General features: G+C 64.1%; 24 protein-coding genes. 13 read left to right on the forward strand and 11 right to left on the reverse strand.

Features of this window, described 5'->3' with window-relative positions:
* Nucleotides 1-110: 110 nt before the first annotated feature.
* Entirely contained in the window at nucleotides 111-1,664 is a 1,554-nt protein-coding gene (locus WBF69_RS04630) for a methyl-accepting chemotaxis protein (protein WP_424261705.1), read from the reverse strand.
* Between the two features lie 334 nt (nucleotides 1,665-1,998).
* Between WBF69_RS04630 and WBF69_RS04635 the strand changes: the two genes are divergently transcribed.
* The 6 genes from WBF69_RS04635 to WBF69_RS04660 all read left to right on the forward strand — a co-directional run bounded on the left by WBF69_RS04635 (nucleotide 1,999) and on the right by WBF69_RS04660 (nucleotide 8,016).
* Nucleotides 1,999-2,823, forward strand: a complete 825-nt coding sequence (locus WBF69_RS04635) for an energy transducer TonB (protein ID WP_424261707.1) — start codon at nucleotides 1,999-2,001, stop codon at nucleotides 2,821-2,823.
* Nucleotides 2,824-2,853: 30 nt separating this feature from the next.
* Nucleotides 2,854-3,744, forward strand: coding sequence for a MotA/TolQ/ExbB proton channel family protein (locus WBF69_RS04640; protein WP_424261915.1), 891 nt, complete (start codon nucleotides 2,854-2,856; stop codon nucleotides 3,742-3,744).
* 2 nt (nucleotides 3,745-3,746) lie between these two features.
* Nucleotides 3,747-4,202 carry an ExbD/TolR family protein gene (locus tag WBF69_RS04645; protein ID WP_424261709.1) on the forward strand — a complete coding sequence of 152 codons (456 nt, stop codon included), beginning with the start codon at nucleotides 3,747-3,749 and terminating at the stop codon, nucleotides 4,200-4,202.
* Between the two features lie 132 nt (nucleotides 4,203-4,334).
* Entirely contained in the window at nucleotides 4,335-5,006 is a 672-nt protein-coding gene (locus tag WBF69_RS04650; RefSeq protein ID WP_424261711.1) for a response regulator, read from the forward strand.
* 61 nt (nucleotides 5,007-5,067) lie between these two features.
* A complete protein-coding gene (locus WBF69_RS04655; RefSeq protein WP_424261713.1) occupies nucleotides 5,068-6,126 on the forward strand; it encodes a sensor histidine kinase in 1,059 nt (352 codons plus the stop codon).
* Nucleotides 6,127-6,129: 3 nt separating this feature from the next.
* A complete protein-coding gene (locus WBF69_RS04660) occupies nucleotides 6,130-8,016 on the forward strand; it encodes a potassium transporter Kup (protein ID WP_424261715.1) in 1,887 nt (628 codons plus the stop codon).
* Nucleotides 8,017-8,020: 4 nt separating this feature from the next.
* Here WBF69_RS04660 and WBF69_RS04665 read toward each other — a convergent pair whose 3' ends face one another.
* From WBF69_RS04665 to WBF69_RS04695, 7 genes are all read right to left on the reverse strand, one after another.
* Nucleotides 8,021-8,419 carry a hypothetical protein gene (locus WBF69_RS04665; RefSeq protein ID WP_424261717.1) on the reverse strand — a complete coding sequence of 133 codons (399 nt, stop codon included), beginning with the start codon at nucleotides 8,417-8,419 and terminating at the stop codon, nucleotides 8,021-8,023.
* A 107-nt stretch (nucleotides 8,420-8,526) separates the two neighbouring features.
* Nucleotides 8,527-8,871 (reverse strand): monovalent cation/H(+) antiporter subunit G, encoded by a 345-nt coding sequence (gene mnhG / locus WBF69_RS04670; RefSeq protein ID WP_424261719.1) that lies wholly within the window; start codon nucleotides 8,869-8,871, stop codon nucleotides 8,527-8,529.
* Nucleotides 8,868-9,152: a K+/H+ antiporter subunit F gene (locus WBF69_RS04675; protein WP_424261721.1), complete on the reverse strand. Its 285-nt coding sequence runs from the start codon at nucleotides 9,150-9,152 to the stop codon at nucleotides 8,868-8,870. The genes mnhG and WBF69_RS04675 overlap by 4 nt, the downstream gene beginning before the upstream one ends.
* Nucleotides 9,149-9,640, reverse strand: coding sequence for a Na+/H+ antiporter subunit E (locus tag WBF69_RS04680; protein ID WP_424261723.1), 492 nt, complete (start codon nucleotides 9,638-9,640; stop codon nucleotides 9,149-9,151). The genes WBF69_RS04675 and WBF69_RS04680 overlap by 4 nt, the downstream gene beginning before the upstream one ends.
* The gene (locus tag WBF69_RS04685) at nucleotides 9,637-11,259 is read right to left on the reverse strand and encodes a monovalent cation/H+ antiporter subunit D (protein WP_424261725.1); all 1,623 of its coding nucleotides are present in this window, start codon (nucleotides 11,257-11,259) and stop codon (nucleotides 9,637-9,639) included. Before WBF69_RS04685 ends, WBF69_RS04680 begins: the two co-directional genes overlap by 4 nt.
* Nucleotides 11,256-11,597, reverse strand: coding sequence for a Na+/H+ antiporter subunit C (locus WBF69_RS04690; protein WP_424261728.1), 342 nt, complete (start codon nucleotides 11,595-11,597; stop codon nucleotides 11,256-11,258). The genes WBF69_RS04685 and WBF69_RS04690 overlap by 4 nt, the downstream gene beginning before the upstream one ends.
* A 2-nt stretch (nucleotides 11,598-11,599) precedes the next feature.
* A complete protein-coding gene (locus WBF69_RS04695) occupies nucleotides 11,600-14,506 on the reverse strand; it encodes a monovalent cation/H+ antiporter subunit A (RefSeq protein ID WP_424261730.1) in 2,907 nt (968 codons plus the stop codon).
* A 177-nt stretch (nucleotides 14,507-14,683) separates the two neighbouring features.
* Here WBF69_RS04695 and hemN point away from each other — a divergent pair, with 177 nt between their 5' ends.
* The gene (gene hemN / locus WBF69_RS04700) at nucleotides 14,684-16,123 is read left to right on the forward strand and encodes an oxygen-independent coproporphyrinogen III oxidase (RefSeq protein ID WP_424261732.1); all 1,440 of its coding nucleotides are present in this window, start codon (nucleotides 14,684-14,686) and stop codon (nucleotides 16,121-16,123) included.
* Here the strand turns inward: hemN and WBF69_RS04705 are convergent.
* A complete protein-coding gene (locus WBF69_RS04705; protein WP_424261734.1) occupies nucleotides 16,105-16,506 on the reverse strand; it encodes a YbaN family protein in 402 nt (133 codons plus the stop codon). The genes hemN and WBF69_RS04705 overlap by 19 nt on opposite strands.
* Nucleotides 16,507-16,581: 75 nt before the next feature.
* On the opposite strand from WBF69_RS04705, the gene WBF69_RS04710 reads away from it, so the two are divergent.
* Nucleotides 16,582-17,241 (forward strand): Crp/Fnr family transcriptional regulator, encoded by a 660-nt coding sequence (locus tag WBF69_RS04710; RefSeq protein WP_424261917.1) that lies wholly within the window; start codon nucleotides 16,582-16,584, stop codon nucleotides 17,239-17,241.
* Here the strand turns inward: WBF69_RS04710 and WBF69_RS04715 are convergent.
* Both WBF69_RS04715 and WBF69_RS04720 read right to left on the reverse strand, forming a co-directional pair.
* The gene (locus WBF69_RS04715) at nucleotides 17,238-18,578 is read right to left on the reverse strand and encodes a hypothetical protein (RefSeq protein ID WP_424261736.1); all 1,341 of its coding nucleotides are present in this window, start codon (nucleotides 18,576-18,578) and stop codon (nucleotides 17,238-17,240) included. The two genes, WBF69_RS04710 and WBF69_RS04715, sit on opposite strands and share 4 nt — an antisense overlap.
* A 2-nt stretch (nucleotides 18,579-18,580) precedes the next feature.
* On the reverse strand, nucleotides 18,581-18,802 hold the full coding sequence (locus WBF69_RS04720; RefSeq protein ID WP_424261738.1) for a DUF2249 domain-containing protein: 222 nt from the start codon (nucleotides 18,800-18,802) through the stop codon (nucleotides 18,581-18,583).
* Between the two features lie 197 nt (nucleotides 18,803-18,999).
* On the opposite strand from WBF69_RS04720, the gene ubiU reads away from it, so the two are divergent.
* The 5 genes from ubiU (at nucleotide 19,000) to alr (ending at nucleotide 24,207) form a co-directional block, all read left to right on the forward strand.
* Nucleotides 19,000-20,055, forward strand: a complete 1,056-nt coding sequence (gene ubiU / locus WBF69_RS04725) for a ubiquinone anaerobic biosynthesis protein UbiU (protein ID WP_424261740.1) — start codon at nucleotides 19,000-19,002, stop codon at nucleotides 20,053-20,055.
* A 73-nt stretch (nucleotides 20,056-20,128) separates the two neighbouring features.
* Nucleotides 20,129-21,082, forward strand: coding sequence for a ubiquinone anaerobic biosynthesis protein UbiV (ubiV, locus tag WBF69_RS04730; protein ID WP_424261742.1), 954 nt, complete (start codon nucleotides 20,129-20,131; stop codon nucleotides 21,080-21,082).
* A 37-nt stretch (nucleotides 21,083-21,119) separates the two neighbouring features.
* Nucleotides 21,120-21,623, forward strand: a complete 504-nt coding sequence (gene ubiT, locus WBF69_RS04735; protein WP_424261744.1) for a ubiquinone anaerobic biosynthesis accessory factor UbiT — start codon at nucleotides 21,120-21,122, stop codon at nucleotides 21,621-21,623.
* A 92-nt stretch (nucleotides 21,624-21,715) separates the two neighbouring features.
* Nucleotides 21,716-23,038: a D-serine ammonia-lyase gene (locus tag WBF69_RS04740; protein ID WP_424261746.1), complete on the forward strand. Its 1,323-nt coding sequence runs from the start codon at nucleotides 21,716-21,718 to the stop codon at nucleotides 23,036-23,038.
* Between the two features lie 53 nt (nucleotides 23,039-23,091).
* The gene (gene alr, locus WBF69_RS04745; RefSeq protein WP_424261748.1) at nucleotides 23,092-24,207 is read left to right on the forward strand and encodes an alanine racemase; all 1,116 of its coding nucleotides are present in this window, start codon (nucleotides 23,092-23,094) and stop codon (nucleotides 24,205-24,207) included.
* Nucleotides 24,208-24,219: the final 12 nt, after the last annotated feature.

A 24,219-nucleotide genomic window follows, 5' to 3' on the forward strand; every position in this document is an offset into this window, starting at 1 on the left:
TGGACCACCAGGCCGTGGATCCCTAGGATAGAATCGATTGGGGACATCGGCATTGCTCCATTAAACGTGTTCTTCGCAAAAACAAGTCTAATGAATGCCGGTGTCCCCCGTTAATGATGTAGAGCCCGATCTTCGCCCAGCCTGAAGGTCGCCACCAGGTCTGTCAGCGTATCTGCCTGGCGGCGCAGGCTGGCGGCTGCCGTGGCGGACGCCTCGACCAGGCCGGCGTTCTGGCGGGTGACGCCGTCCATTTGCGTCATGGCGGAATTGATTTCCTCGATGCCGGTGCTTTGTTCGCGGCTGGCGGCGCTGATTTCACCCATGATGTCGGTCACGCGGTGGATGCTGTCGATGACCGCCTGCATGGTGGCGCCGGCATGGGCGGCTTGCTCGTTGCCTTTGGCGGTGGCGGCGACCGAAGTATCGATCAGGTCCTTGATTTCCCGGGCTGCTGCTGCGGATCGCTGCGCCAGTGCGCGGACCTCGGCGGCGACCACGGCGAATCCGCGTCCTTGCTCACCGGCGCGGGCGGCTTCCACTGCGGCGTTCAGGGCCAGGATATTGGTCTGAAAGGCGATCGAATCGATGACGCCGATGATGTCGACGACCTGCTGCGATTTGTTGTCGATTTCACCCATGGTGCCAACCAGTTCGCCGACGATCAAGCCACCGTCGGTGGCGGTCTGGGCGGCGGACTCGGCCAGCGTATTGGCTTGTCGGGCGTTATCGGCGCTCAGGCGCACGGTCGCCGTGATCTGTTCCATGGTGGCGGCGGTTTCCGCCAGAGAGCTGGCTTGTTCGTCGGTGCGTGACGACAGATCCAGATTGCCTTCCGTGATCTGCGCCGAGGCGGTCGCGATGGCGTTGGAACTGCTGCGCACTTCGCTGACGGCTTGGCGCAAGTTGTCGGTCATGATGCTCAGTGCGGTCAGCAGTTGGCCGATTTCATCGCGGCTGTGAGCCCGGATGTGTACATCGAGCTGTCGCTGGGCGACGGTGCCCGCCAGATCGACGGCATGGCGCAGCGGTCGGACGATGGATCGCGTGACGCGCCAGGCAAATAGCGGCGCCAGGATCAGCGCTAGCAGCGTGGCGATCGCCAGCACGGTCAGCCCCAGCTGGCTGGATCGGGCGCTTTGGTCAAATAGCTGTTGCACCGATTCATTCTGGCGCTGCGACAACTGGTCGATCCGCGCCAGATAGTCAGCGGTCATTTTAGGCAGTTGCTGATTGAAAAAGGCGTCGGCTTCGCCGTAGTTGCCGCTGTCCAGGTCCTTGAACGCCTGGTTGCGGCTTTGCAGATAGGCGGCTCGGTCCTGCGCCGCTTGCTGCAGCAGCTTTTCCGCCGCCGCGCTGTTCAGCATGGCGTTCAGGCCTTGCGTGATGTCTTGCGTTTGCGCATCGGCTTTGGCGACCGATTCCTTCAGGGCGCGCAAGGTATCCGGGTCTGCCGCCAGCATGGCCTGCGTCTGGTTGGCGGCAATGTTGATCTGGCGGCCCAGTTGCTGCAGCAGATTGTTGGTTTGCAGCCGCTCATTCAGGGCGTGGTTGTCTTGCTGGGAATCCAGGATGCGCCAGGCGCCGATACCCGACAGAATCAGCAGCAAAATCACGACGAAACTGAAGCTCAGGGTGAGACGAGTGCTGATTTTCAGGTGGCGCATGGCGGGTCTCGCGAGGTTGAGGCCCGGCCATCTTAGTCGGGATGCTTCAGATTGTGACCTCGCTGCCGCATCTTTCTGTTATGCCTGAATGGTATGGGATTGAGCAATGCGGCAGTGCGCGGTCAGAAAGATGCGTGTTTGTATTGCATGGGTTTCTGGGAATTCCATGATGTTCATTAAACCCGTCAGGGCGAGATGAAGATAGACTTCACCTCTATCTGAGTGGCGGCCTGTAACAGGAAGAACGAGGTTGGACGTTCATGCCGAAATCAGTATTGAGAATCGTTTTCATTACTGATAATATCCCGCTTTTACTAATGTGGTTTCCATGTTCATGGGTTCGGGCTCTTCCTTGCGTTTTCCCTGGCTGAAGGCACTGGCTGCCGTGACGGCGCTCGGCCTGCATGCCGTCGTGCTGGCGATGGTGTTGTCGGCTCCGGTTGCTCAGGTGGCGATGGGGCAGCCCGATGCGCTGGATGTGCAGTTTGTCGAGCTGGGGCCTGCGCTGGATGCCGCCCCGGCATCGCCGCCCGCTGACCTGCCGGCTATCCCCGAACCCGAACCCATCGTCGAACCCGAGCCGGCCGCGGAACCGGAACCTGCGGTAGAACCAGTGCCCGAACCCGAACCCGTGGTTGAAGAACCCGAGCCGGAAGCCATTACCGAGGCGCCGCCGCCCAAGCCCAAACCGGCGTCGCCCCCAAAGCCGACCCCAAAGCCGACCCCAAAGCCGACCCCAAAGCCCAAACCCGTCGCTAAGCCGCAGCCCGTGCGCGAAAAGACGCCGCCGGCGGTCACGCCTGCTGCGGCAAGTCCGGCTGGCGGCGCTTTGCAGGCTGCTCAGGCACGGGGAGAAAATCAGGCGGTGGACCCGGACCGCCCGCGCACGATAGGTCGCGTGGATTATCTGGGCAAACGTCCCAGCCCCGTCTACCCGCGTGTGTCCCAGCGGCGTGGCGAGCAGGGTCGGGTGTTGTTGCGGGTACTGATTTCCCCCCGAGGGGACGTCGCGCACGTCAAGGTGCAGCGGTCCTCGGGATATGAGCGGCTGGACGATGCTGCGATCCAGGCGATGCAGCAGGCTCGCTTTCGCCCTTATACGGAAAACGGCATCGCCTACAAGGCGCTGGTGGACATTCCCTTCGATTTCGTTTTATAGGTCCAGGACCGACAGGAGTTTCAGAACATGATGATCGATCTGATCGGCAACGCCGCGCTGACGTTGGCTCAGGCTGTAGGGCCGGATGCTGCCCAGGCGGCTGTCGCCGTGGCGCAGAGCGCCGCGCCCGTCGCCGGAGCAGCCAACCAGGCGGCGAGCGCATTGTCCGCCGCCGAGTTGGCCGGCGGCAGCCAGGGGGTGATGCATTTCATCGGGCAAAGTGATGTCGTGGGGAAGTCCTTATTCGGGTTTTTGCTGCTGATGTCCCTGGCCAGTTGGTATCTGATCCTGGCCAAAGGCTTTACGCATCTGCGCATCCGCCAGCGATCCAGGAAATTTCTGGCGGAATTCTGGGCGGCCAGTTCCCTGGAACAGGTGGAACATGAAATCGCCACTCACGGGGCGGAAGAGCCTTTCGCGCATCTGGCCAGCCATGCCATCCATGCGCAAAAGCATCATGCCAAATATGGGGCGCTGAAGCTGGAGGAAAGCGGTTCGACCGCAGCCTTCGTGACACGCACCATCCGCAAGGTGATCGATGAGGAAACCGCCAGGCTGGAAAATGGTCTGACCGTGCTGGCTTCGGTCGGTTCCACAGCGCCTTTTGTCGGCCTGTTCGGCACGGTGTGGGGGGTGTATCACGCGTTGCTGAGCATCGGCATGGCCGACGGCGTGACCATCAGCGGCATCGCCGGGCCGGTGGGCGAGGCGCTGATCATGACGGGGCTGGGGCTGGCGGTCGCCATCCCGGCGGTGCTGGCCTATAACGCCTTCGTGCGGCTGAACCGGGTCTACCTGGCGCAGCTGGATGCCTTTGCCCACGATCTGTTCACGTTTCTGACGACCGGTCAGCAGGTGGCGGATGATCGGCATGAGCGTCATGGTCGTCACATTACCTTGGCCAGCAGCAGGGAGGCCTGATCATGGCGTTCGGCAGTTTTGATTCCAAGGGGCCCGGCACAACCATGTCGGAAATCAATATGGTGCCGCTGATCGACGTGATGCTGGTGCTGCTGGTGATCTTCATCATTACCGCGCCGCTGCTCAGTCATTCGATCCGCATCAATGTGCCGCAGGTCACGGCGCAGCCGGTTGAACAGCAGCCCAAGGTCATCGATCTGGCCATCGACCCCAGCGGCGCGGTGTTCTGGAACGGGCAGCCGGCGGCGCTGGACGATCTGGAATCCCTGTTGGCCGCCGAATCCGCCGCCGACCCGCAGCCCGAGGTGCGAATCCGCGCCGATATGGATACCCGTTATGGGGAACTGGCGCAGATCATGGGCGCGGCGCGGCGGGCCGGCATGAAGCGTCTGGGCTTCGTCACGCGTCCGGATGCGCCTGCCGAGAGCGGCGCCGAGACACCGGTCCCGGCGCAGTAAGCGCGCACGGGAACAGTACGCTGATGCGGCATCCGGATGAGCCTGAGCGCATGTATTCATGCGTTTGTCAGCTATGTAACGGCGCGCGCTGGCAGATGCCTGAGAATGACTTGTTCGAGCTAGAATCAGCGGATGCGAGTTCTAGTCATTGAAGACGACACGACCCTGGGCCATGCGCTTCAGGAATTTCTGGGCGGCCAGGGCTATGCCGTGGATTGGCTGCAGTCCGGCGACGGGGTCGAGGGCGCCGTGGCCGGGCAGTCCTACGATCTGCTGCTGCTGGACCTGAATCTGCCGGGCCTTAGTGGCCTGGAAGTCCTGCAGCGGTTGCGGGCCGGCGGTTCCCAGATCCCGATGCTGATTCTGACGGCGCGCGACGGCCTGGATGATCGGGTGGCCGGCTTGGATGCAGGCGCCGACGATTATGTGACCAAGCCCTTTGAACTGGCCGAACTGGCTGCCAGGGTCCGGGCGCTGGCCCGTCGCCATGCCGGGCAGGCGCAGACGGTGCTGGAATGCGGGCCGCTGGCCTTCGATACCGTGGGCCGTCAGATCCGGGCCAACGGTAAACGGCTGGCCCTGTCCGTGCGGGAACTGTCGGTGCTGGAAATGCTGATGGCCCGACCTGGCCGGGTGGTGACCAAACAGCAGATCGTCAATTCCCTGTCGGCCTGGGATGCCGATTTCAGTGAAAACGCGGTCGAAGTCTATGTCTATCGCCTGCGCAAACGCCTGGACGGCACCGGAGCGGGCATTCAGACCGTACGCGGCTTTGGCTATCTGCTCGATATTGACAGTGCCTAACTCATCCGCAGGCTCCGATCCCCTTCGGGATCTTCAGGCACTTGGTCTGTTTGGACGCCTGATGCCTCAGGACTCACTGGCTCGCAAGCTGGTGCGTCGGCTGCTGCCGGCCCTGTTCATCCTGGTGGCCATCGACCTGCTGGCGACCTGGTTCATGACGAGCATCGTCGGACCTCAGCCCTGGTTGCTGCGCGATCTGTTCTGGGCGATGTTGCTGACCCAGGGCCTGCTGGTCGTGCTGTTCGTCTGGGTGCTGATTTCCGGCATCCGGCGGGAACTCACCTCGATCAACCAGCTGGCCGACCAGATCCGCCAGCGTTCCATCGAGGACTTGCAGCCCCTGGACCTGACCGGCTTGCCGAGCGAAGTCGCTCCGCTGGTGCTGCATTTCAATGATTTGTTGGGGCGTCTGGACGATTCAGTGCAGGCGCAGCGCCGTTTCATCGGTCACGCCGCCCATCAGTTGCGCACGCCGCTGGCGGGCCTGAAACTGGAATCCGAACTGATGCTGGGGCAGGATCTGCCCGACACGATCCGTACGCGGGCGAATCGCATCAAATCCGTGACGGATCATATGATCCGCATGGGCCAGCAGTTGCTGGTGCTGGCCCGCGCCGATCACGCCGCGCGGCCCCAGGACAGTTTCGTGCGCCTGGATCTGTGCGAATGGATGCGGCAGGCGGGGGCGGACTGGTTGGGCCGGGCGCGAGATCAATCCGTCGATCTGCAGCTGGCGGCGCCTGGTGACCCGGTCTGGGTCGATGGCGATCCGGTACTGCTGGCCGAGCTGCTGGCCAATCTGATCGACAATGCCTTGCGCTACGGGCAAGGGGTCGGCCTGATCCAGCTGCGGGTCATCAGCAATCCGCCCTCATTTTCCGTCGAGGACGATGGCTCGGGCATCCGCGCCGAAGACATTGATCGCGTGTTCGAGGCCTTTTACAGGGCAGCCGACGCCGGGCCTGGCGGCTCTGGTCTGGGGCTGGCCATCGTGCGGGAAATTGCCCGAGCCCACGGCGCCTGGTGGAAGGTCGTCAGCCGCCCGACCTTTCCAGGCACCCGGATCACCCTGATTTTTCCCGGTCCCTGGCGAGGGGCCTGTTTGACGCGGGCAGAATAGATCATGAGCACTCAGAAACCGTCGGACTCGAACAGTCCGCAGGCGGCGTTGTTGATCGGTGCGCTGGGGGTCGTATATGGCGACATCGGCACCAGCCCGCTGTACACCATGAAGGTCGCCTTGTCGGGGACCGGCAATCCCGATGTGGAACACATTCTCGGCATGCTGTCGATGCTGTTCTGGATGCTGATCCTGGTGGTGTCGCTGAAATACGTGACCTGCATCTTGCGCGCCGACAATCGGGGGGAAGGCGGGACGCTGGCCTTGATGGAACTGGCCATGCGCGGACGCCCCGGCAAGGTGCGCTGGCGCCTGGCCGTGCTGGGTCTGATGGGGGCGGCGCTGTTTTATGGCGACAGCATGATCACGCCGGCGATTTCCGTGCTGTCCGCCGTCGAGGGCATTGGCATCGTCTCTCATCGGCTTGATGCATGGGTCGTGCCGATCGCCGTGCTGGTCCTGCTGGCGCTGTTTATGGTGCAGTCGCGCGGCACAGGCACAGTGGGTCGGATGTTCGGACCCGTCATGCTGGTCTGGTTCCTGACGCTGGGCGTTCTGGGGGCCTGGCGGGTGGCAGGCCAGCTGCAGGTGCTGCAGGCCATCAATCCGGTCTGGGCGTTGCGCTTCATCGGCGATGCGCCCTGGGAAACCTTTCTGGCCCTGGGCGCGCTGGTGCTGGCCCTGACCGGGGCGGAAGCCCTGTATGCCGATATGGGCCACTTTGGCGGGTCGGTGATCCGCCGAGCCTGGTTCGCTCTGGTCCTGCCGGCGCTGGTGCTGTGTTATTTCGGCCAGGGGGCGCTGTTGCTCAGCGACCCGTCGGCCATCCGCAATCCATTTTTCCTGTTGGCGCCGGACTGGGGCCTGATCCCCTTGGTGGGTCTGGCGACCGTCGCCACCGTGATTGCCTCGCAGTCGGTGATTTCAGGGGCGTTTTCCGTGACCCGACAGGCGGTGCAGCTGGGCTATTGGCCGCGCATGGTGATCCAGCATACGTCGGCCAGGGAAGAAGGCCAGATCTACATGCCGCGCGTCAATTGGCTGCTGTTGCTGGCGGTGCTGGCCCTGACCTTGTCGTTCGGCTCGTCTGACAGCCTGGCGCATGCCTATGGCTTTGCCGTGACGGGGACGATGCTGATGACGTCGCTGCTGGCCTTTGCCGTGCTGCCGCGCGCCTCGCGCGGCCTGCGCCGCGTCGCCTGGCTGGCGCTGATTTCCCTGTTCCTGCTGATCGACGTGTTGTTGTTCACGTCCAATACCCTGAAGCTGCACGAGGGCGGTTGGCTGCCGCTGGTGGTAGGCATCATTTTGTTGACGCTGATGGTGACGTGGAAACAGGGGCGGCAGCGCATTCATGACACCTTGGCCGGCGACCACCAGCCTTTGGTCAGTTTCATGGAATCTCTGGAAGCCTACCCGCCCACCCGCGTGCCGGGCACGGCGGTGTTCATGAGCATGATCGTCGGCACGGTGCCGCCGGCCTTGCTGCATAACTTGAAACACAATAAGGTCCTGCATGAACAGGCTCTGTTTTTGACGATCGAAGTGGCTGATGAGCCCTACGTGCCATTCGGCGAACGCGTCCGGATCGAGCGGGTCAGCCGCAGCAGCTGGCAGGCGGTCGCCCGTTGGGGCTTCAAGCAGGAACCCAATGTGCCGCAAGTGGTGGAACAGATTGCTCAAGAGGCGCAGGATCTGAACCTGGAGCCGATGCAGACATCCTATTTCCTGTCGCGCCAGACCGTCATCGTGGTGCGGCGCCTGCCCTGGCACCAGAGCTGGCGCCGCCACCTGTTTGCGTTCATGGCGCGCAATGCCAGCCGCACCACCCGGTTCTACAAGATTCCGCCCAACCGGGTGGTGGAAATGGGCATGCAGATGGAGCTGTGACCGCTTACGACCCGGTCGTGGCCGGGATGGTGATCGTGGTTTCGCGCAGTACGCCGCCGGATTGCACTGAGCCTTCCGTGCGGGTGTTGGCATTGTCCATCAGCTTCATGCATTCCTGGCGCTGATCGGCGGGCAGGCTGTCGCAGCGCAGCGTGCGGTTCCGGGCTTCGGATTGCATGGATGGAGTGGTCAGCTTGTCCTGCCGGGCGGCTTGCGCAGCGGCGCCGGCTTCGCGCAGGCAGGCTTGCTTGTCGATGCCGGGGGTGGAATTGCAGCGGGCCACGTCCTGCTGGTATTGAGTCTGGGGACCGGCTGCCTGGACGCCGGGGGCGAATAGCGCCGCGCAGCTGAGTCCGGCTGCCAGCAGGCTGGCTCTTAGGGAAATCCGCAATGCTTGATGCATGATGAGCACTCCTGTTTTGAATGCCGGACGGTATCCCGGTCCGGCGTGGGTGACTCTTTGAGTGTACGGGTTCCCACCTATTCGTATGTTACAAATATGCTCAGAATTCAGCGATGATCATCGTCGGCCGTCTTGGAGGGCGGGACCGGCGCAATGCCTCGGCGGATGGCGCTTTGCATCAGCAAGATGGCAGTAACGGGCGCGGTCATGAACAGGAACAGGCAGATCAGCCATTCGTGGAAGATCGGTCGTCCCTGCAGCAGGCTGGCCACCAGCGTGGCGGCCAGGACGACGCAAAACGTGCCCAGCGTCATGCCCAGTGTCGGGGCGTGCATGCGGTCGTAGAAGGTGCGCAGCCGCAGCAGACCCAGCGACCCGATCAGGGTGACCAGACCCGCCAGGATCAGCAGCAGGGAGACCAGTACGGCGGCCCACAGAGGCAGTTCGTTCATGGCTCGATGACCTCGCCGCGCAGCAGGAATTTGGCCAATGCGGATGAGCCGACGAAGCCGAACAGCGCGATCAGCAGGGCCACGTCGAAATACAGGCCGGCCTCGAAGCGCAGCCCCAGCACCAGCAGGATCAGCATGCCGTTGATGTAGATCGTGTCCAGCGCCAGGATACGGTCTTCGGCCTGCGGTCCCCGGATCAGGCGGACGGCGGCGCAGGCCAGGCCCAGGGCGAAGCACAGCAGGGCGAAGCCGCCTGCCCAGTTCAGCAGCGTTGCGCTCATTCGAAGATCTCCATCAGTGGACGTTCGTAGCGTTCCTGGATGATGTGGGTCAGGCCTGCCGGATCGGACAGGTCCAGCACATGCAGGGTCAGGACGTGGCGCACGGTGTCGTGTCCCGCCCAGACCGTGCCAGGGGTGAAGGTGACGATGCAGGCCAGGGCGGCCAGACCGTGGGGATCGCGGATCCGCAGGGGAATGTCCAGGAATCCCGACTGTTCTTGAGAGGCATCGCCCTGCAGGATGCGCCGGCTGACCCGGTAGTTGGAGAGCACGATGTCCCGGGCGACGTGGGCGGTCAGCCGCAAGGCGACGAGCGGATGGCGCGGACGAGAACGGACAGGCCGCAAGATCGGCGCCAGCAAGCTGAGGATCAGGGCGATGAGCAGGCCCAGCGCAATCTGCCCGACCGACAGGCTGTCGTTCAGGACCAGCCACAGGATCAGTAACAGGCAGGGTAGGGGCAGGAAGCTCAGCAGACGTCTGATCATGGCTGGGGTCCTGTGTTGGCCGGCCCCAGGACAGCCTGGACGTAGCGCGCGGGCTGGTCCAGGTAGTGGGCGGTGTCTTCCAGGTAGCTCATGGCGGGGCCGGCCTGGATGGTCAGCGCGGCGCAGGCCCCCAGCAGCACCAGAATGGGGATGATTTCGGTCAGGCGCAGGGCGGGGGTGTGCAGCTGTTCCGGCATCCAGAACAGGCGCACGCCGCAACGGCCCAGCGCCATCAGGCAGGCCAGGCCCGATCCCAGCATGGCGGCCACCAGCAGCCAGACGTTGACGGTCGGGGCGCCGAATTCCGCCGTGCGCAAGGCTGCGGACAGCAAGGAAAATTTCGCGACGAAGCCAGACAGCGGCGGCAGGCCGATGATGAGCAGGGCGCAGACGAAAAAGCTCAGTCCCAGGAAAGCCATGGTGGCTGGCAGCGGCGTCCCCACCGCCTGTTCAGACAGGCTGATGACATCGGGCTCGTCTGCCTCGAAGGCTTCTTGTGTGACGGCCAGGATATCCGCGCCAAAGGACTGGCTGCGTTCGGTCAGTTCCAGCAGCAGGAACAGAGCGCCGAGCGCCAGCACCGAGCTGAGCAGGTAGTACAGGGCGGGGCCGGTCAGGGTGACGCCCGGCATGCCCAGGGCCGCGAACAGCGTGCCCGACGAGGTGATGATGGCATAGGCGGCGATGCGCCGAGGCTGTGTGCTGGCCAACATGCCCAGGGTGCCGAAGGCCAGGGTGGCGATGCCGGCCGGAAACATCCAGGCGCCGCCGAAGGCCGCCGGCGCGCCGGCGGGCAGCAGCAGCGAACCGATGCGCAACAGGGCGTAGATGCCGACCTTGGTCATGATGGCGAACAGGGCGGCCACGGGGGCGCAGGCCTCGGCATAGGCGTTGGGCAGCCAGAAGTTCAGGGGCCAGGCGGCTGCCTTGATCAGAAAAGCGACTCCCAGGATGGCGGCGGCGCTGTCGAATAGTTGCCGGTCGGCGCCGTGCAGCGTCAGCGCGCGCACGGACAGGTCGGCCAGATTCAGGGTGCCGGTCAGGCCGTAGATCAGGGCGATGGCCACCAGCAGCAAAAACGAAGCAATCAGATTGATGCCGATGTAGTGCAGGCCGGCGCCCACGCGCCGCTTGCCGGAACCATGCAGCATCAGGCCATAGGACGCCGTCAGCAGGATCTCGAAGAAGACGAACAGATTGAACAGATCACCTGTCAGGAAGGCCCCGTTCAGGCCCATCAATTGCAATTGGAACAAAGGGTGGAAATGGCTGCCGGCGCGGTCCCAGCGCGCAGTCGAATAGATCCAGGCGCACAGGCCTAGCACGGCGGTCAGGCCCAGCATCAGGGCGGACAGCCGGTCGGCCACCAGCACGATGCCAAAAGGCGCGGCCCAGTTGCCCAGGCGGTACACCCCGATGTTCTCAATCCAGAGCGATCCGCCGATTCCCTGGGTGGCGCGGATCAGCAGCAGCGCGGCGGCGACCTGCAGCGCCAGAGAGACGGCGCCCAGCCCGACGCGCAGCGATCGCTGGCTGTCGCGTGTCAACAGCATCAGGGCGCCCGCCAGCAGCGGAATCAGGATCGGCAGGACCGGCAGATGTTGCATCCAGATGCTCATGAGCTGTGTTCCTCGCCATCGACGTGGTCGGTGTCGCTCATGCCGCGCGAAGCCAGCAGCACGACCAGGAACAAGGCGGTGGTGGCAAAGCCGATGACGATGGCGGTCAGCACCAGCGCCTGAGGCAGGGGGTCGGCATAGCTGGCGGGATCCGTCCAGTGGGGATCGATGACGGGCGGCGCGTCCAGGCGCAGGCGGCCCATGGCGAAGATGAACAGATTGACGGCGTAGGCCATCAGCACCAGACCCATGATGAACTGGAAAGTGCGCGGGCGCAGCAGCAGCCAGATGCCGGATCCTGCCAGTACGCCGATTGCCAGGGCCAATATCCATTCCATGGTCAGGACTCCACAAGCGGCGCATCAGCCGGTTCGGTGATGTTGCGGTGAAAGCGCAGGGACTGGTGCGCCAGCGCGATCAGCATCAGGATGGTGGCGCCGACCACCAGCATATATACCCCCAGGTCGAAGATCAGCGCGGTGGACAGGTGGATCACGCCGACCAGCGGCAGGACCACATCCAGGGTATAGGCCGACAGCAAAGGTTCGCCGGCCCACCAGACGGCCAGGGCGGCGCTGCCCGCGACCAGCAGGCCCAGCGCGATCCATGCCTGAGGGCGAATCAGCGGGCGGGCTTCGACCCACAGAATGCCGCCCACCATGTACTGCAGCAAAATGCCGGTGGCCATGACCAGGCCGCCGACAAAGCCGCCGCCGGGCAGATTGTGTCCACGCAGCAGGAAATACAGGGAAATCAGGGTGGAGACCGGCAGCAGCAGGCGCACCAGCACGGCGGGGATGTGCATCAGGCCTTCGGGCAGCGGCGCTTTGGGGTCGGGGTCTCGGGCGGGCGCCTGTTGCAGGATGCGGCGCAGGCGCGGTGAGGCCACCAGGGCTTCGGCAGGGGGGCGGAAGCGCCGCAGCAGGGCATAAACGCATAGGGCCACGATGGCCAGCACCGTGATTTCGCCAAAGGTATCGAAGGCGCGGAAGTCCACCAGGATGACGTTGACGACGTTGGCGCCTCCGCCCAGCGGCCAGGCCTGCTGGACGAAAAAGCCGGAAATGCTTTGGTAGATGCCGGGTCGGGTCATCATGACGTAGGCCAGAACGGCCAGCCCCGCGCCACCGGCCACCGCCGTGGCGAAATCCCGCCAGCGGCGCCATTGCGTGCCTTGCCAGGTGGCGCTGGGGTATTCCTCGATGCGCGGGGGCAGCCAGCGCAGACCCAGCAGGATCAGCACGGTGGTGACGACTTCGACGGTCAACTGGGTGAGGGCCAGATCGGGCGCCGAGAGCCAGGCGAAGGTCACGCAGGTGATCAGGCCCGTGGCGCCTGCCAGCATCAGGGATGCCGTGCGGTGGTATTTTGCCTGATAAGCAGAGGCGATCGCGCAGGCGCCGCCCATCAGCCACATCAGGCCAAAGGACCACTGCAATGGCGTGTCGCCGGATACCGCCTGTGGCCACCAGCCGCCGCGCAGCAGCGGCAGCATCGCGACGCCCAGGGTGCTGAGCACCAGCAGCAGAACCTGGGTCTGCAGCCGTTGAGTCTGCAGCCGGTGCAGCAGCCAGGCGGTACCGCTATCGATGGCTTCCAGGGCGGTTTCGAAGCTTTGACGACCGTCCAGACGGTAGATCAGAGGGACTTGGCCGGGTACCCGGCGGTCGCGCTCGCGCAGGGCCAGGTACAGGCCGATGCCGGCCACCAGGGCGATCGTGCTCATGATCAGGGGCAGATTGATACCGTGCCAGACCTGCAGATCGAAAGCCGGTACATTGGGCCCCAGCAGGCCGCGCATGACCATGTCCAGAATGGCCCCCAGGGTCAGACTGGGCAGGATGCCGACGGCCAGACAGATCACGACCAGCACGGTGCAGGGGATCAGCATCATGCGGGCCGGGTCGTGCGGCGTGCGCGGCAGATCGGTCGCGGGCGGACCGAAAAAGACCTGCAGCACGAGGCGCAGGGAATAGGTCACGCTAAAGGCTCCCGCCACCACGGCGGCTAGCGGCAAGCCCCAGCGGCTGGCCCAGTGGCCGGTGATGAACACGGTTTCGGCAAAGAACATTTCCTTTGAGATGAAGCCGTTGAGCAACGGCACGCCCGCCATCGCGGCTGCCGATACCATGGCCAGGGTGGCGGTCAACGGCATCAATGTGCGCAGGCCCGACAGGCGTGTCAGGTCGCGGGTGCCGCTTTCGTGATCGACGATGCCGGCGGCCATGAACAGGGACGCTTTGAAGGTGGCGTGGTTGATCATGTGGAAGACGGCGGCCACCAGCGCCAGCGGGCTGCTCATGCCCAGCAGCAGGGTGATCAGGCCCAGGTGGCTGATGGTCGAATACGCCAGCACGCTTTTGATATCGCGCTGGAAGGTGGCGGCGTAAGCCCCCAGCAGCAGCGAACACAGGCCCGCGCCGCCGATGGTCCAGGTCCACCAGTCGGTGCCGGAAAAAATCGGCCAGAAGCGCGCCAGCAGAAAGACGCCCGCCTTGACCATGGTGGCGGAATGCAGATACGCCGACACCGGGGTGGGCGCCGCCATGGCGTTGGGCAGCCAGAAATGAAAGGGAAACTGGGCGCTTTTCGTCAGCGCTCCCAGGGCCAGCAGCACCAGCAGGATCGGATACCAGCGGTGATTGCGGATCTCGTTGGCGGCGGCCAGCACGGCATCCAGGTCGTAGCTGCCGACGATGTGGCCGATGATCAGCATGCTGGCCAGCAGGCAGAAGCCGCCGCCGCCCGTCACCAGCAGCGCCATGCGGGCGCCGCGCCGGGCTTCCGGGCGGTGTTGCCAGTAGCCGATCAGCATGAAGGACGACAGGCTGGTCAGTTCCCAGAACACCAGCAGCTGGATCAGGTTGCCTGCCAGGACGATGCCCAGCATGGCGCCCATGAAGCTGAGCAGAAAAGTGAAAAAACGCGGGACCGGGTCCTGATCCGATAGATAATAGTGCGCATACAGGGCGATGAGCGCGCCCATGGCCGAAATGATCACTGAAAAGAGCCAGGCGTAACCGTCCATGCGCAAGGTCAGGTCCACACCCTGGGTGGGAATCCAGGGGATGCTGATCTTGATGACGCCCAGCGCGGCGACTTCGGGTGTCGCCGCCAGCGTCAGCGCCAGACAGGCCAGCGCGCTGCCGCCGGCGATCCAGGCCCCGGTGCGGCGCGCGTTGGCGGGAAGCAGTGCGGCGCACAGGCTACCTGCAAACGGGATCGCGAGGATCAGGGTTAAAAGCATGGGGGCGTGGTTGATTCAGGGATTCGGCTAGCCGTTTATGATACGCGAAGTCTGAGACTTGACTTGAATCAAGCCGGATGGTCGCATTTCGCAGGACAATGCGCTTCGATACAGGACAATATAGCCAAATTGCGCCGGAGCCTTTCGTCTCTGGCCGAGGCATCAGGAAAGCATGGCATGAACACTCCCGCAAGCCCCGATACTGATCACATCCCCGGCGATGGTCGAACCATCGCCTTTCCTGATCTGGAAATCTCCGAAGCGCTGATTCGCCGTTTCGATCAGTCCGGTCCCCGCTATACGTCCTATCCGACGGCGGACCGCTTTCAGCAGCATTATCCCGTCTCGTCCTATGTGGACCATCTGGCGCGGCGGGCGGCAGCCGACCAGCCTGCGCCTTTATCGGTCTACGTGCACCTGCCTTTCTGTGAATCGCTGTGCTATTTTTGCGGCTGTAACAAGATCATTACCCAGGACCATAGCCGGTCTGCCGACTACTTGAACATCCTGTTCAAGGAAATGGACATGATCAGCCCGCACCTGGGCGCGGCGCGCCAGACCGTGCAGCTGCATCTAGGCGGCGGGACGCCGACTTTTCTGAGCGCGGCGGAACTGACCACGCTGATGGAACATATCCGCGGGCTGGTCGACTTCACGCCCGATGCCGAACTGGGCGTCGAGATCGACCCGCGCACCGTGACGCCCGATTCCCTGGCCATGCTGGCCGGCCTGGGTTTCAATCGCACCAGTTTCGGTGTGCAGGATTTCGATCCGGAGGTGCAGGCGGCGGTCAATCGCATCCAGCCCTACGATATGGTGCGCACGGCGCTGCAGGCCAGTCGCGACAATGGTTTCCAGTCCATCAACGCCGACCTGATCTACGGGCTGCCCAAACAAACGCTGAATAGCTTCAGCCGCACCCTGGACCAATTGATCGAGCTGTCGCCTGATCGCATCGCGCTGTACAACTACGCGCACCTGCCCGACCGCTTCAAATCCCAACGCCTGATCAATGCCGAGGATCTGCCATCGGCTGATACCCGGCTGCAGATCTTCCTGATGTCGGTGCGCCGGCTGCTGGAAGCCGGTTATGCCTATATCGGTCTGGATCACTTCGCCAAGCCCGACGACGAATTGAATCGGGCGCGGCTGAACGGCGGCCTGCACCGTAATTTCCAGGGCTATACCACCCGGGCGGAATGCGATCTGGTGGGTTTCGGGATTTCGGCCATCGGCAAGGTCGGCGATGCCTACGTGCAGAATCACCATTCCCTGAACGCCTACACCGAGGCGCTGGGGCGCGGGGAGCTGCCGACCGCCAAGGGTTTCGATCTCAGCCCAGACGACGTCATCCGGCGGGAAATCATCATGACGCTCATGTGCAGCATGCCGCTGGATTTCGCGGCGTTCCAGGAACGCCACGGGCAATCCTTCCAGACCTGTTTCGCCGATGAATTGGTGCGCCTGAGGCCTTATGCGGATGCCGGACTGCTGACCATCGATGCGCACGGTTTGCAGGTGCTGCCCAAAGGGCGGGTGTTCGTGCGCGCCTTTGCCATGGTGTTCGACCAGTATGTCCGTCGGCCCAGGGTGGCGACCTATTCGAAATTGATCTGATCGTCGGGTTTGCTGGGGTCGCGGCGGGGCCGCGTCGGCAGGCGCCATAGGTAAATCGTGACGCCGATGCCGGGGATCAGCAGCAGCCAACGAGCCCAGGCGATCGGCATGATCCAGGCCGATGCCGCCAGCGATGGCCACATCATGGCGAGCGCCAGGCATTTGCTACGCAAGGGGATGCCGCGCCCCGATTGGAAGTCGCGGATATACGGACCGAGAATGCGATGGGACATCAGCCAGGCGTGCAGGCGCTGCGAGCCGCGCATATAGCAGAAGGCAGCCAGCAACAGGAAGGGGGTGGCGGGCAGCAGGGGCAGGAAAACCCCCAGCACACCCAACACCAGGGAAATCGTGCCCAGCACGGTGTACACGACGCGGATCATGAACGGAATTCTAGCAATGCCGCGCCCGCGCGTGGGAAACCTTCTGGTACCGAGGATGCGCCGCGTCACGGCCGGATCCGCGATTTGCTGGCGCAGGTGCCGTTGTTCAACGAGCTGCCCGCCGCCGATCTGACCCCGATCGTTCACGGCACCAGTGAGATCTCCGCGCGGCGCGGCGAGATCATCTTTCATCGAGGCGATCCCTGCCTGGGGTTTCATGTGGTGGTCTACGGCCAGGTCAAGCTCGTCTTCGTGTCGGCATCCGGGGTGGAGCGGGTGGTGCGCCTGATCGGTCCTGGCGATGGTTTTGGCGAAGCCTTGATGTTCATGGGCCAGAACTACATCGTCACCGCCGAAGCCCTGCGCGACACGCTGCTGCTGCACGTCGGGCGCGATGTGCTGTTCGAGCAGATCGATCGGCATCCGGGCGTGGCCCGCAAGATGCTGGCCGGTTTGAGCCGACGGCTCTACAGCCTGATGGGCGACGTGGAAGCCTATACCCTGCACACAGGCGCCCAGCGCTTGATTGCCTTCTTGCTGCACCAGTGGCCGGGCGAAATCGAACAGCCGTTTCGCATCGAAATCAGCAAATCCATCATCGCGTCGCGTCTGAACCTGACGCCGGAACACTTTTCCCGCATCCTGCGCGAGCTGAGCGAACGCGGCCTGATCCGAGTGCGGGGGCGGGAATTCACCATCCTGGATGCGGATGGTTTGCGCGCCTATCGCGGCTAAGGCTGCGTTTTCTCTGCCATGTCCGCCAGGATCTTCAGGGTTCTGCGATACAGCATCAGCGCCCGACCCAGGTTGACGATCAGCACGCTGCTGGCCAGGATCATCAAGGGCCCGGCTGCCTGAGCGGCGGGGGCCCAACCTGTGGCGGCCAGCGTCCATGACACGGCCACCAGAGCATACAGCGCGACGTGCCATTGGCCGGCTGCGGCGGGGATATAGGCCGCCATCTTGGGCAGGATCTTCAGGTAGATGCGCGCCTGGGCCGGATCATGGTCCGGGATCACGCGGGCATCCTGAGCATGTTTCCACAGCAGAAAGGGCACGATCTTGTACAGCATGCCGTGGACGATCGATCCCAGGCCGCCGACGATCAGCAAAACGCCCAACACCATTGCAGCTTGCGGGGCCTGACCGTGGCGCAGCCAGATCCAGGCCGGCGCACAGGCCAGCAGGCAGATCAGCCCGGTGAACCAGAACAGCGTGGTGGGTTCGGCGGTCGGGCGTTTGCGCGTGCCCAGCCGATGCAGAGACGTGCCGATCCAGCTGACATAGGCGCCGGCAAGCAGCAGTTCGACCGTCTCGCGCATCAAGTGCGGCAGGCCGGTGGAGGCATCCAGCGCCGTCCAGGCCACCAGCAGGCCGGGGATCAGCAGGGGTAGCCAGCGAGTGACGGATTTCGGGTAGATTTCCGTCAGTTGAAAGATCGGCAGCAGCTGAAAAGACATGCCCATCAGCAGCAGCCCGCCCCAGCCCAGCAGCCCCCACAGGATGTGGCCGCCGGCCCAGCCGGGCAGAGCCGTGCCCGCACCCAGGGCGCCGGCCATGCTCAGGCCGATGAGGACAGTCAAGGCCAGCGCCGCCAGGGCGCCGCGCACGGGAACGAGAATTTCCCGCGCGCCCTTGTACACCTGCCGCCGCTGGCGCCACAGCGCCAGGCTGACGGCGCCCAGATAGATGGCAAAGGCCGCCCCCAGCAGCGCGACGGCAGCCAGCCAGGCGGGGGGCGCCCACCACAAAAAGCCTGTCACCAGCGCCAATGTGCCCACCGTCAGCAAAGCGTGGACGGTCGCGGCCACAGCGCGCGCCGGAGTGACAGCCACATTGCACGCCACTGCCAGAATCTGGATCAGGGCGCCCAGCATGGCGCTGCCCAGAATGCCCAGGGTCCAGAGGTGCGTCATTGCCAGCGTGGCTCTGTCCCAGCGGGACATGAAGGCCTGCGGATCCGACCAGGTCGCCAGCAGCCCGGCCAGCAAGCCAAATACCGGCACGTTCAGGAAGAAGGGCAGGGGTACGCCCAGGGCGGGCGTTTTGTCGAAATCCAGGGCGCGCTGCATGATCAACCGATCCAGATCGTGACTTGGAAATGCGTTTCTTCGAAGGTGCATTCGTGCTGGAAGCCGTCGCGGTCCAGCATGGTGTACAAGGGATAAGGTTCCCGGTCGATCAGCATGTGCAGCCGCTGATCGGGGGCCAGGTCGGCCAGCGCCTCCAGGCATTGTTCCAGGGGTTCGGGCGGGGGCAGACCGCGTACGTCCAGGGTGATGTCGGGCAGGGCCATGAAAAGTCCTTTCAGAAGAAGCTGCTACCTTACACGATGAGGGGCGGGGAAGCGGCCTAAAACCGTATATCAAACACCGCTTCCCTTGATGCGGATTAAGGCCTTGGCCGGCAAGACAGGGCATAGTGCCGACTGTTGCCGATGCAGGACACCAGCGGCATGTTCCGCCTGCACGGCTTGAACCGTCAGGATGCCCCATGTCTGCATTACCTTCCTCTACCCGCCCTGGCGTAGTGCATCGCCACGATCATTCCGACTTTGAACTGGTCTGTCCAGCCGGCAGCCTGCCCGCGCTGAAATCCGCCGTGGACGAGGGCGCCGATTGCGTCTACCTGGGCTTTCGGGATGCCACTAACGCGCGCAACTTCGCCGGCCTGAATTTCGACGCCGCCGCCATCGCTCAGGGCATCCGTTATGCTCACGACCGGCAGCGCAAGGTTTTTCTGGCCTTGAATACCTATCCCCAGCCCGACGCCTGGCGCGTGTGGCAGACCGCTGTCGATCAGGCAGCCGATGCCGGTGTGGATGCCGTCATCATGGCCGATCCGGGTCTGATGGCCTATGCCCATGCCCGCTACCCCGATCTGCGTCTGCACCTGTCCGTGCAGGGGTCGGCGACCAATTACGAAGCCATCCAGTTCTATCACGAACGCTTTGGCGTGGCCCGCGCCGTGCTGCCGCGCGTACTGTCGGTGGCCCAGGTGCAGCAGGTCTGCGAAAACAGCCCGGTCGAAATCGAGGTCTTCGGTTTCGGCAGTCTGTGCGTCATGGTCGAAGGCCGCTGCGCCCTGTCGTCCTACGCGACCGGCGAATCGCCCAATACGCACGGCGTCTGTTCCCCCGCCAAACACGTGCGCTGGCAGCAGACCGATCGGGGTCTGGAATCCCGCCTGAACAACGTGCTGATCGACCGCTACGACCAAGCCGAGAACGCCGGCTATCCCACCCTGTGCAAAGGCCGCTTCGACGTGGCCGGTGAAAACTACTACGCCCTGGAAGAACCCACCAGTCTGAACACGCTGGAATTGCTGCCCAGGCTGATGGCGATGGGTGTGCGGGCGATCAAGATCGAAGGCCGCCAGCGCAGCCCGGCCTATGTGGCCCAGGTCACGCGGGTGTGGCGCCAGGCCATCGATCAGGCTCGTACCAACCCGGCGCGCTATTCCGTGCATCCGTCCTGGATGGCCGAATTGAACAAGGTCGCCGAAGGGCAACAGCACACGCTGGGCGCGTACAACCGCCCCTGGAAATAAACGTTCATCACATGCAGGCGGATCAGGCTGGCCCCAGCAGGCCGCCGCGCCTGGCCTCGTCAGGAAAAACATCATGAAACTCGCTTTGGGTCCTTTGCAGTACTACTGGCCGCGGGTCGCCACGCTGGAATTCTATGCATCGGTCTGCGACTGGCCGGTGGATATCGTCTATCTGGGCGAGACCGTCTGTTCCCGGCGTCACGAATTGCGCTTGCCCGACTGGATCGAGGTCGCCGACATGCTCGCCCAGGCCGGCAAGACGCCGATCCTGTCCACGCAGGTGTTGCTGGAATCCGGCAACGACCTGAACATCCTGCGCAAGATCACCGAAAACGAACGCTACGGCATCGAAGCCAACGACATGGGGGCGGTGCATCGGATGAGTGGGCGGCCATTCGTTGGGGGGCCGTTCTTGAATATCTATAGCAAACCCACGTTGGATGTGATCGCCGCCCAGGGCGCGACGCGCTGGGTGATGCCCCTGGAAATGGGGCGCGACAGCCTGGCGACGCTGCAGCGGGACCGCCCGGCGGGCCTGCAGACGGAAGTCTTTGCCTATGGCCGCATGCCGCTGGCGTTTTCCGCCCGCTGCTTTACCGCGCGCAATCGCAATTTCCCCAAGGACAACTGTCAGTACGTCTGCATGGATCACCCTGATGGGCTGCTGCTGGAAACCAAGGAATCCCAGGCCTTCCTGACGATCAACGGCATCCAGACGCAGTCGGCGCTGGTGAACACCCTGATCCACGAACTGGACGAACTGCGCAGCCTGGGCGTGGATGTGCTGCGCCTGAGCCCCCAGTCGCAGCACATGGATCAGGTTGTGGCGGCTTTCAGGGCCGTGCTGGACGGGCAGGAATCCGCTGCCGCCGCGCATGAACGGCTGGTGCCCCTGATGCCGGCGGGCCCCTGTAATGGCTACTGGCATGGGCGGCCTGGCCTGGACATGGTGCTGCCGGGCGGGGTCGTCGCATCGTCGGCACCGGATGTCCACGCCCCTGGCGTCAAGGCGCGCGTCGTCGCCTGATGCGCCGCGTCCCCTCCGTCTTTTCACGAGTCTGAACATGCAAAATCCCAGCAATCCCGTCTATCGCATTCCTCAGCCCCTGGCTCAGGTTCTGGGGCGCCTGCCTCGCTACCCCGGTTCCAGGCTGTTCGTCGCCGGGTTGAATCTGGTGCTGGCGCGCCATTTGCACCCGGACACCCTGCATATGCTGGAAGGCCGATCGCTGCGTATTCAGGTCGCCGACGCGCAGGTCTGTTTTGATTACACCTGGCGCGACCGGGCCTTCCGAGCGGCCCGGCACGGCGATGCCGCGCCGGATCTGACATTGCGTGCGGACGCCGTGGATTTCTATCATCTGCTGCAGCGGACCGAAGACCCGGATACGCTCTTTTTCAGCCGCCGCCTGGTGATCGAGGGCGACACCGAATTGGGGCTGATGGTGAAAAACACGCTGGATGCCATCGACATGGCGGTGTTCCACCCGAAAGTCGTGTTGCGCGATGTCTTGAAGGGATTGCGGCCCGGTGCAAAACCGGATGCCGAATGGGGTTACAGGGCCTGATATTGGTCCCGTGTTGCATCCTGTCGCTTGAGCAGTCAGACTGCAAGGGCGCGCGCCTGCCATCAGCGGGTGCCGCGTCACAGGAGCAATGCATGACGAATATTTCTCAGGCCCGATACCCCGGCCTGCCAGCGGGGCTGACGCAAGGTCAGCCCTTGCTTTGGCTGAATCCCGGCTATGACCCTCAGGCTGATGGCCGACAAACCGGCCTGGATCCTCAGATCGCCGAAGACCGCTTCACCCGTTGCGCCGGCTTGTTGGCGCAGATGTTTCCCGAACTGCAGGCGGGCGGCGGTCGCTTGTCGTCGCCGTTGACGGCGATCCCCCATTTGCGGGATGCCTTGACCCGCGCGCCGGTCGCCGGCGCCTGGCTGCTGAAGCGCGACGATGCCTTGCCGGTGGCCGGTTCGGTCAAGGCGCGGGGCGGTTTTCATGAAATCCTGTCTTTGGCGGAACGGATCGCCGCCGAAGCCGACTTGCTGCCGGATGGGGCGGACCGTCTGGTATTGGCCGGTCCGGCGGCTCAAGCCGTGCTGGGGCGCCATGCCGTCGCGGTGGGCAGCACCGGTAATCTGGGCCTGAGCATCGGCCTGATCGGCGCGGGCCTGGGGCTGCGCGCAGTGGTGCACATGTCGGCGGACGCCAAGGAATGGAAAAAACAGCGCCTGCGGGCGCGCGGCATCGAAGTCGTCGAACACCAAGGGGATTATGCGGCAGCCGTGGCGGCGGGGCGGGCCATTGCCCAGGCCGATCCGCTGATGCATTTCGTCGATGACGAGCATTCCGAGGCCTTGTTCCTGGGGTATGCGGCTGCCGCGCATGAATTGCAGGCGCAGCTGCAGACGGCAGGCCGCCGGGTGGACGCCGAGCATCCGCTGTTCGTCTATCTGCCCTGCGGGGTCGGCGGTGCGCCGGGCGGGATTCTGTATGGCCTGAAACGGCTGTTCGGGGCGCACGTGCACGGGTTTTTCGTCGAGCCGACAGCGTCGCCCTGCATGCTGGTGCAGTTGGCCTGCGGCGTGCAGCAGCCGGTGTCGGTTTATGACGTCGGTCTGGACAATCGCACCGATGCCGACGGGCTGGCGGTGGGGCTGGCCTCGCCGCTGGTGGCGCCCTTGATGGCGTCCTTGCTGTCGGGGGTGTTCACCGTGGCCGAAGACACCTTCTATGCCGACGCCTGGCGCCTGGAAGACACCGAGGGCATCTATATCGAACCGTCGGCGGCGACCGGCTTGCGCGGGCCGCTGCAGGTGCTGGATACGCCGCAGGGCCGGGCCTATCTGCAAAGCCAGGGGCTGGCTTCCGTCATGGATCAGGCCACCCATGTGATCTGGAGCACCGGCGGTTCCCTGGTGCCGGAGGACATCCGCCAGGGTTTTCGCCAGCGCGGACGCCAGGCCGCCGGCGTCGCCTAAGACTGCCTGGCGGGTCGCGGCGCGGCGAGGGTTTTTTTTGTGGGGGGAAAGCCATGTCACGCCCGATTCTGGCCACGATCCATATTCCGGCTCTGGCGCATAACCTGCAGGTGGTGGCCCACCGGCTGCGCAGCGGTGCCGCCGGAAAGCCCGCCCGGATCTGGGCGGTCGTCAAAGCCTATGGGTATGGGCATGGTCTGGAAGCCGCCGTACAAGGTTTTGCCCAGGCCGACGGCCTGGCCCTGCTGGATCTGCATGAGGCGCTTCGCTGCCGGGAACTGGGCTGGCAGCGACCGATCCTGTTGCTGGAAGGCTTCTTCCGCTCATCGGACCTGGACGTGATGGCCCGGCATGGCATCAGTACGGTGCTGCATAGCCAGGCCCAGCTTGCCATGCTGGCCGCCTGGTCGGGGCCGGGCAGCATCGATGCCCATGTGATGCTCAATTCCGGCATGCATCGCTTGGGGTTTCAGCCGCAGGAATTCCGTGCGGCCTACGATCAAGCGCGGGCCTTGCAGCAGCGCGGCATGCTGGGTGCCGTCGGCAAAATGACCCATTTTGCCCGCGCGGATGACGATCTGCTCGTGACGCGGGATCAATTGGCCTGCTTTACCCGATTGGCCGCGGATCTGCCGGGGCCGACCAGCGTCTGCAATTCGGCGGCGGTCCTGGATCCTGGCCTGGCCGCCGCCGTGCCGGGGGACGAGCAGTGGGTGCGGCCCGGCATCTGCCTGTACGGGGCGTCGCCTTATGTGGGCCGGAATGCCGAATCCCTGGATTTGCAGCCCGCCATGACGCTCACATCCGAACTGATCAGCACCCATGTCCTGCCTGCGGGGCAAGCCATCGGTTATGGTCACGCCTTTCGCACGGATCGCGATATGCGGGTGGGTATCGTGGCCTGCGGCTATGCAGATGGTTATCCCCGCCATGCCATCACCGGCACGCCGATCACGGTGGCCGGGGTCCATACCCGCGTGGTGGGGCGGGTGTCCATGGATATGCTGTCCGTCGATCTGGATTCTGTGCCGGCGGCGGATATTGGTTCGCCTGTCGTGCTGTGGGGCGTGGGCGGGCCGTCTGTGGACGAGGTCTCCTGGTCGTCCAGCACCATCGCCAATGATGTGTTGGCCGGTCTGACGCAGCGGGTACGGCGTGTGCTGGGATAGGGGCTGCACGGG

The organism is Castellaniella sp. (genome assembly GCF_049673105.1).
GTDB lineage: Bacteria > Pseudomonadota > Gammaproteobacteria > Burkholderiales > Burkholderiaceae_B > Castellaniella.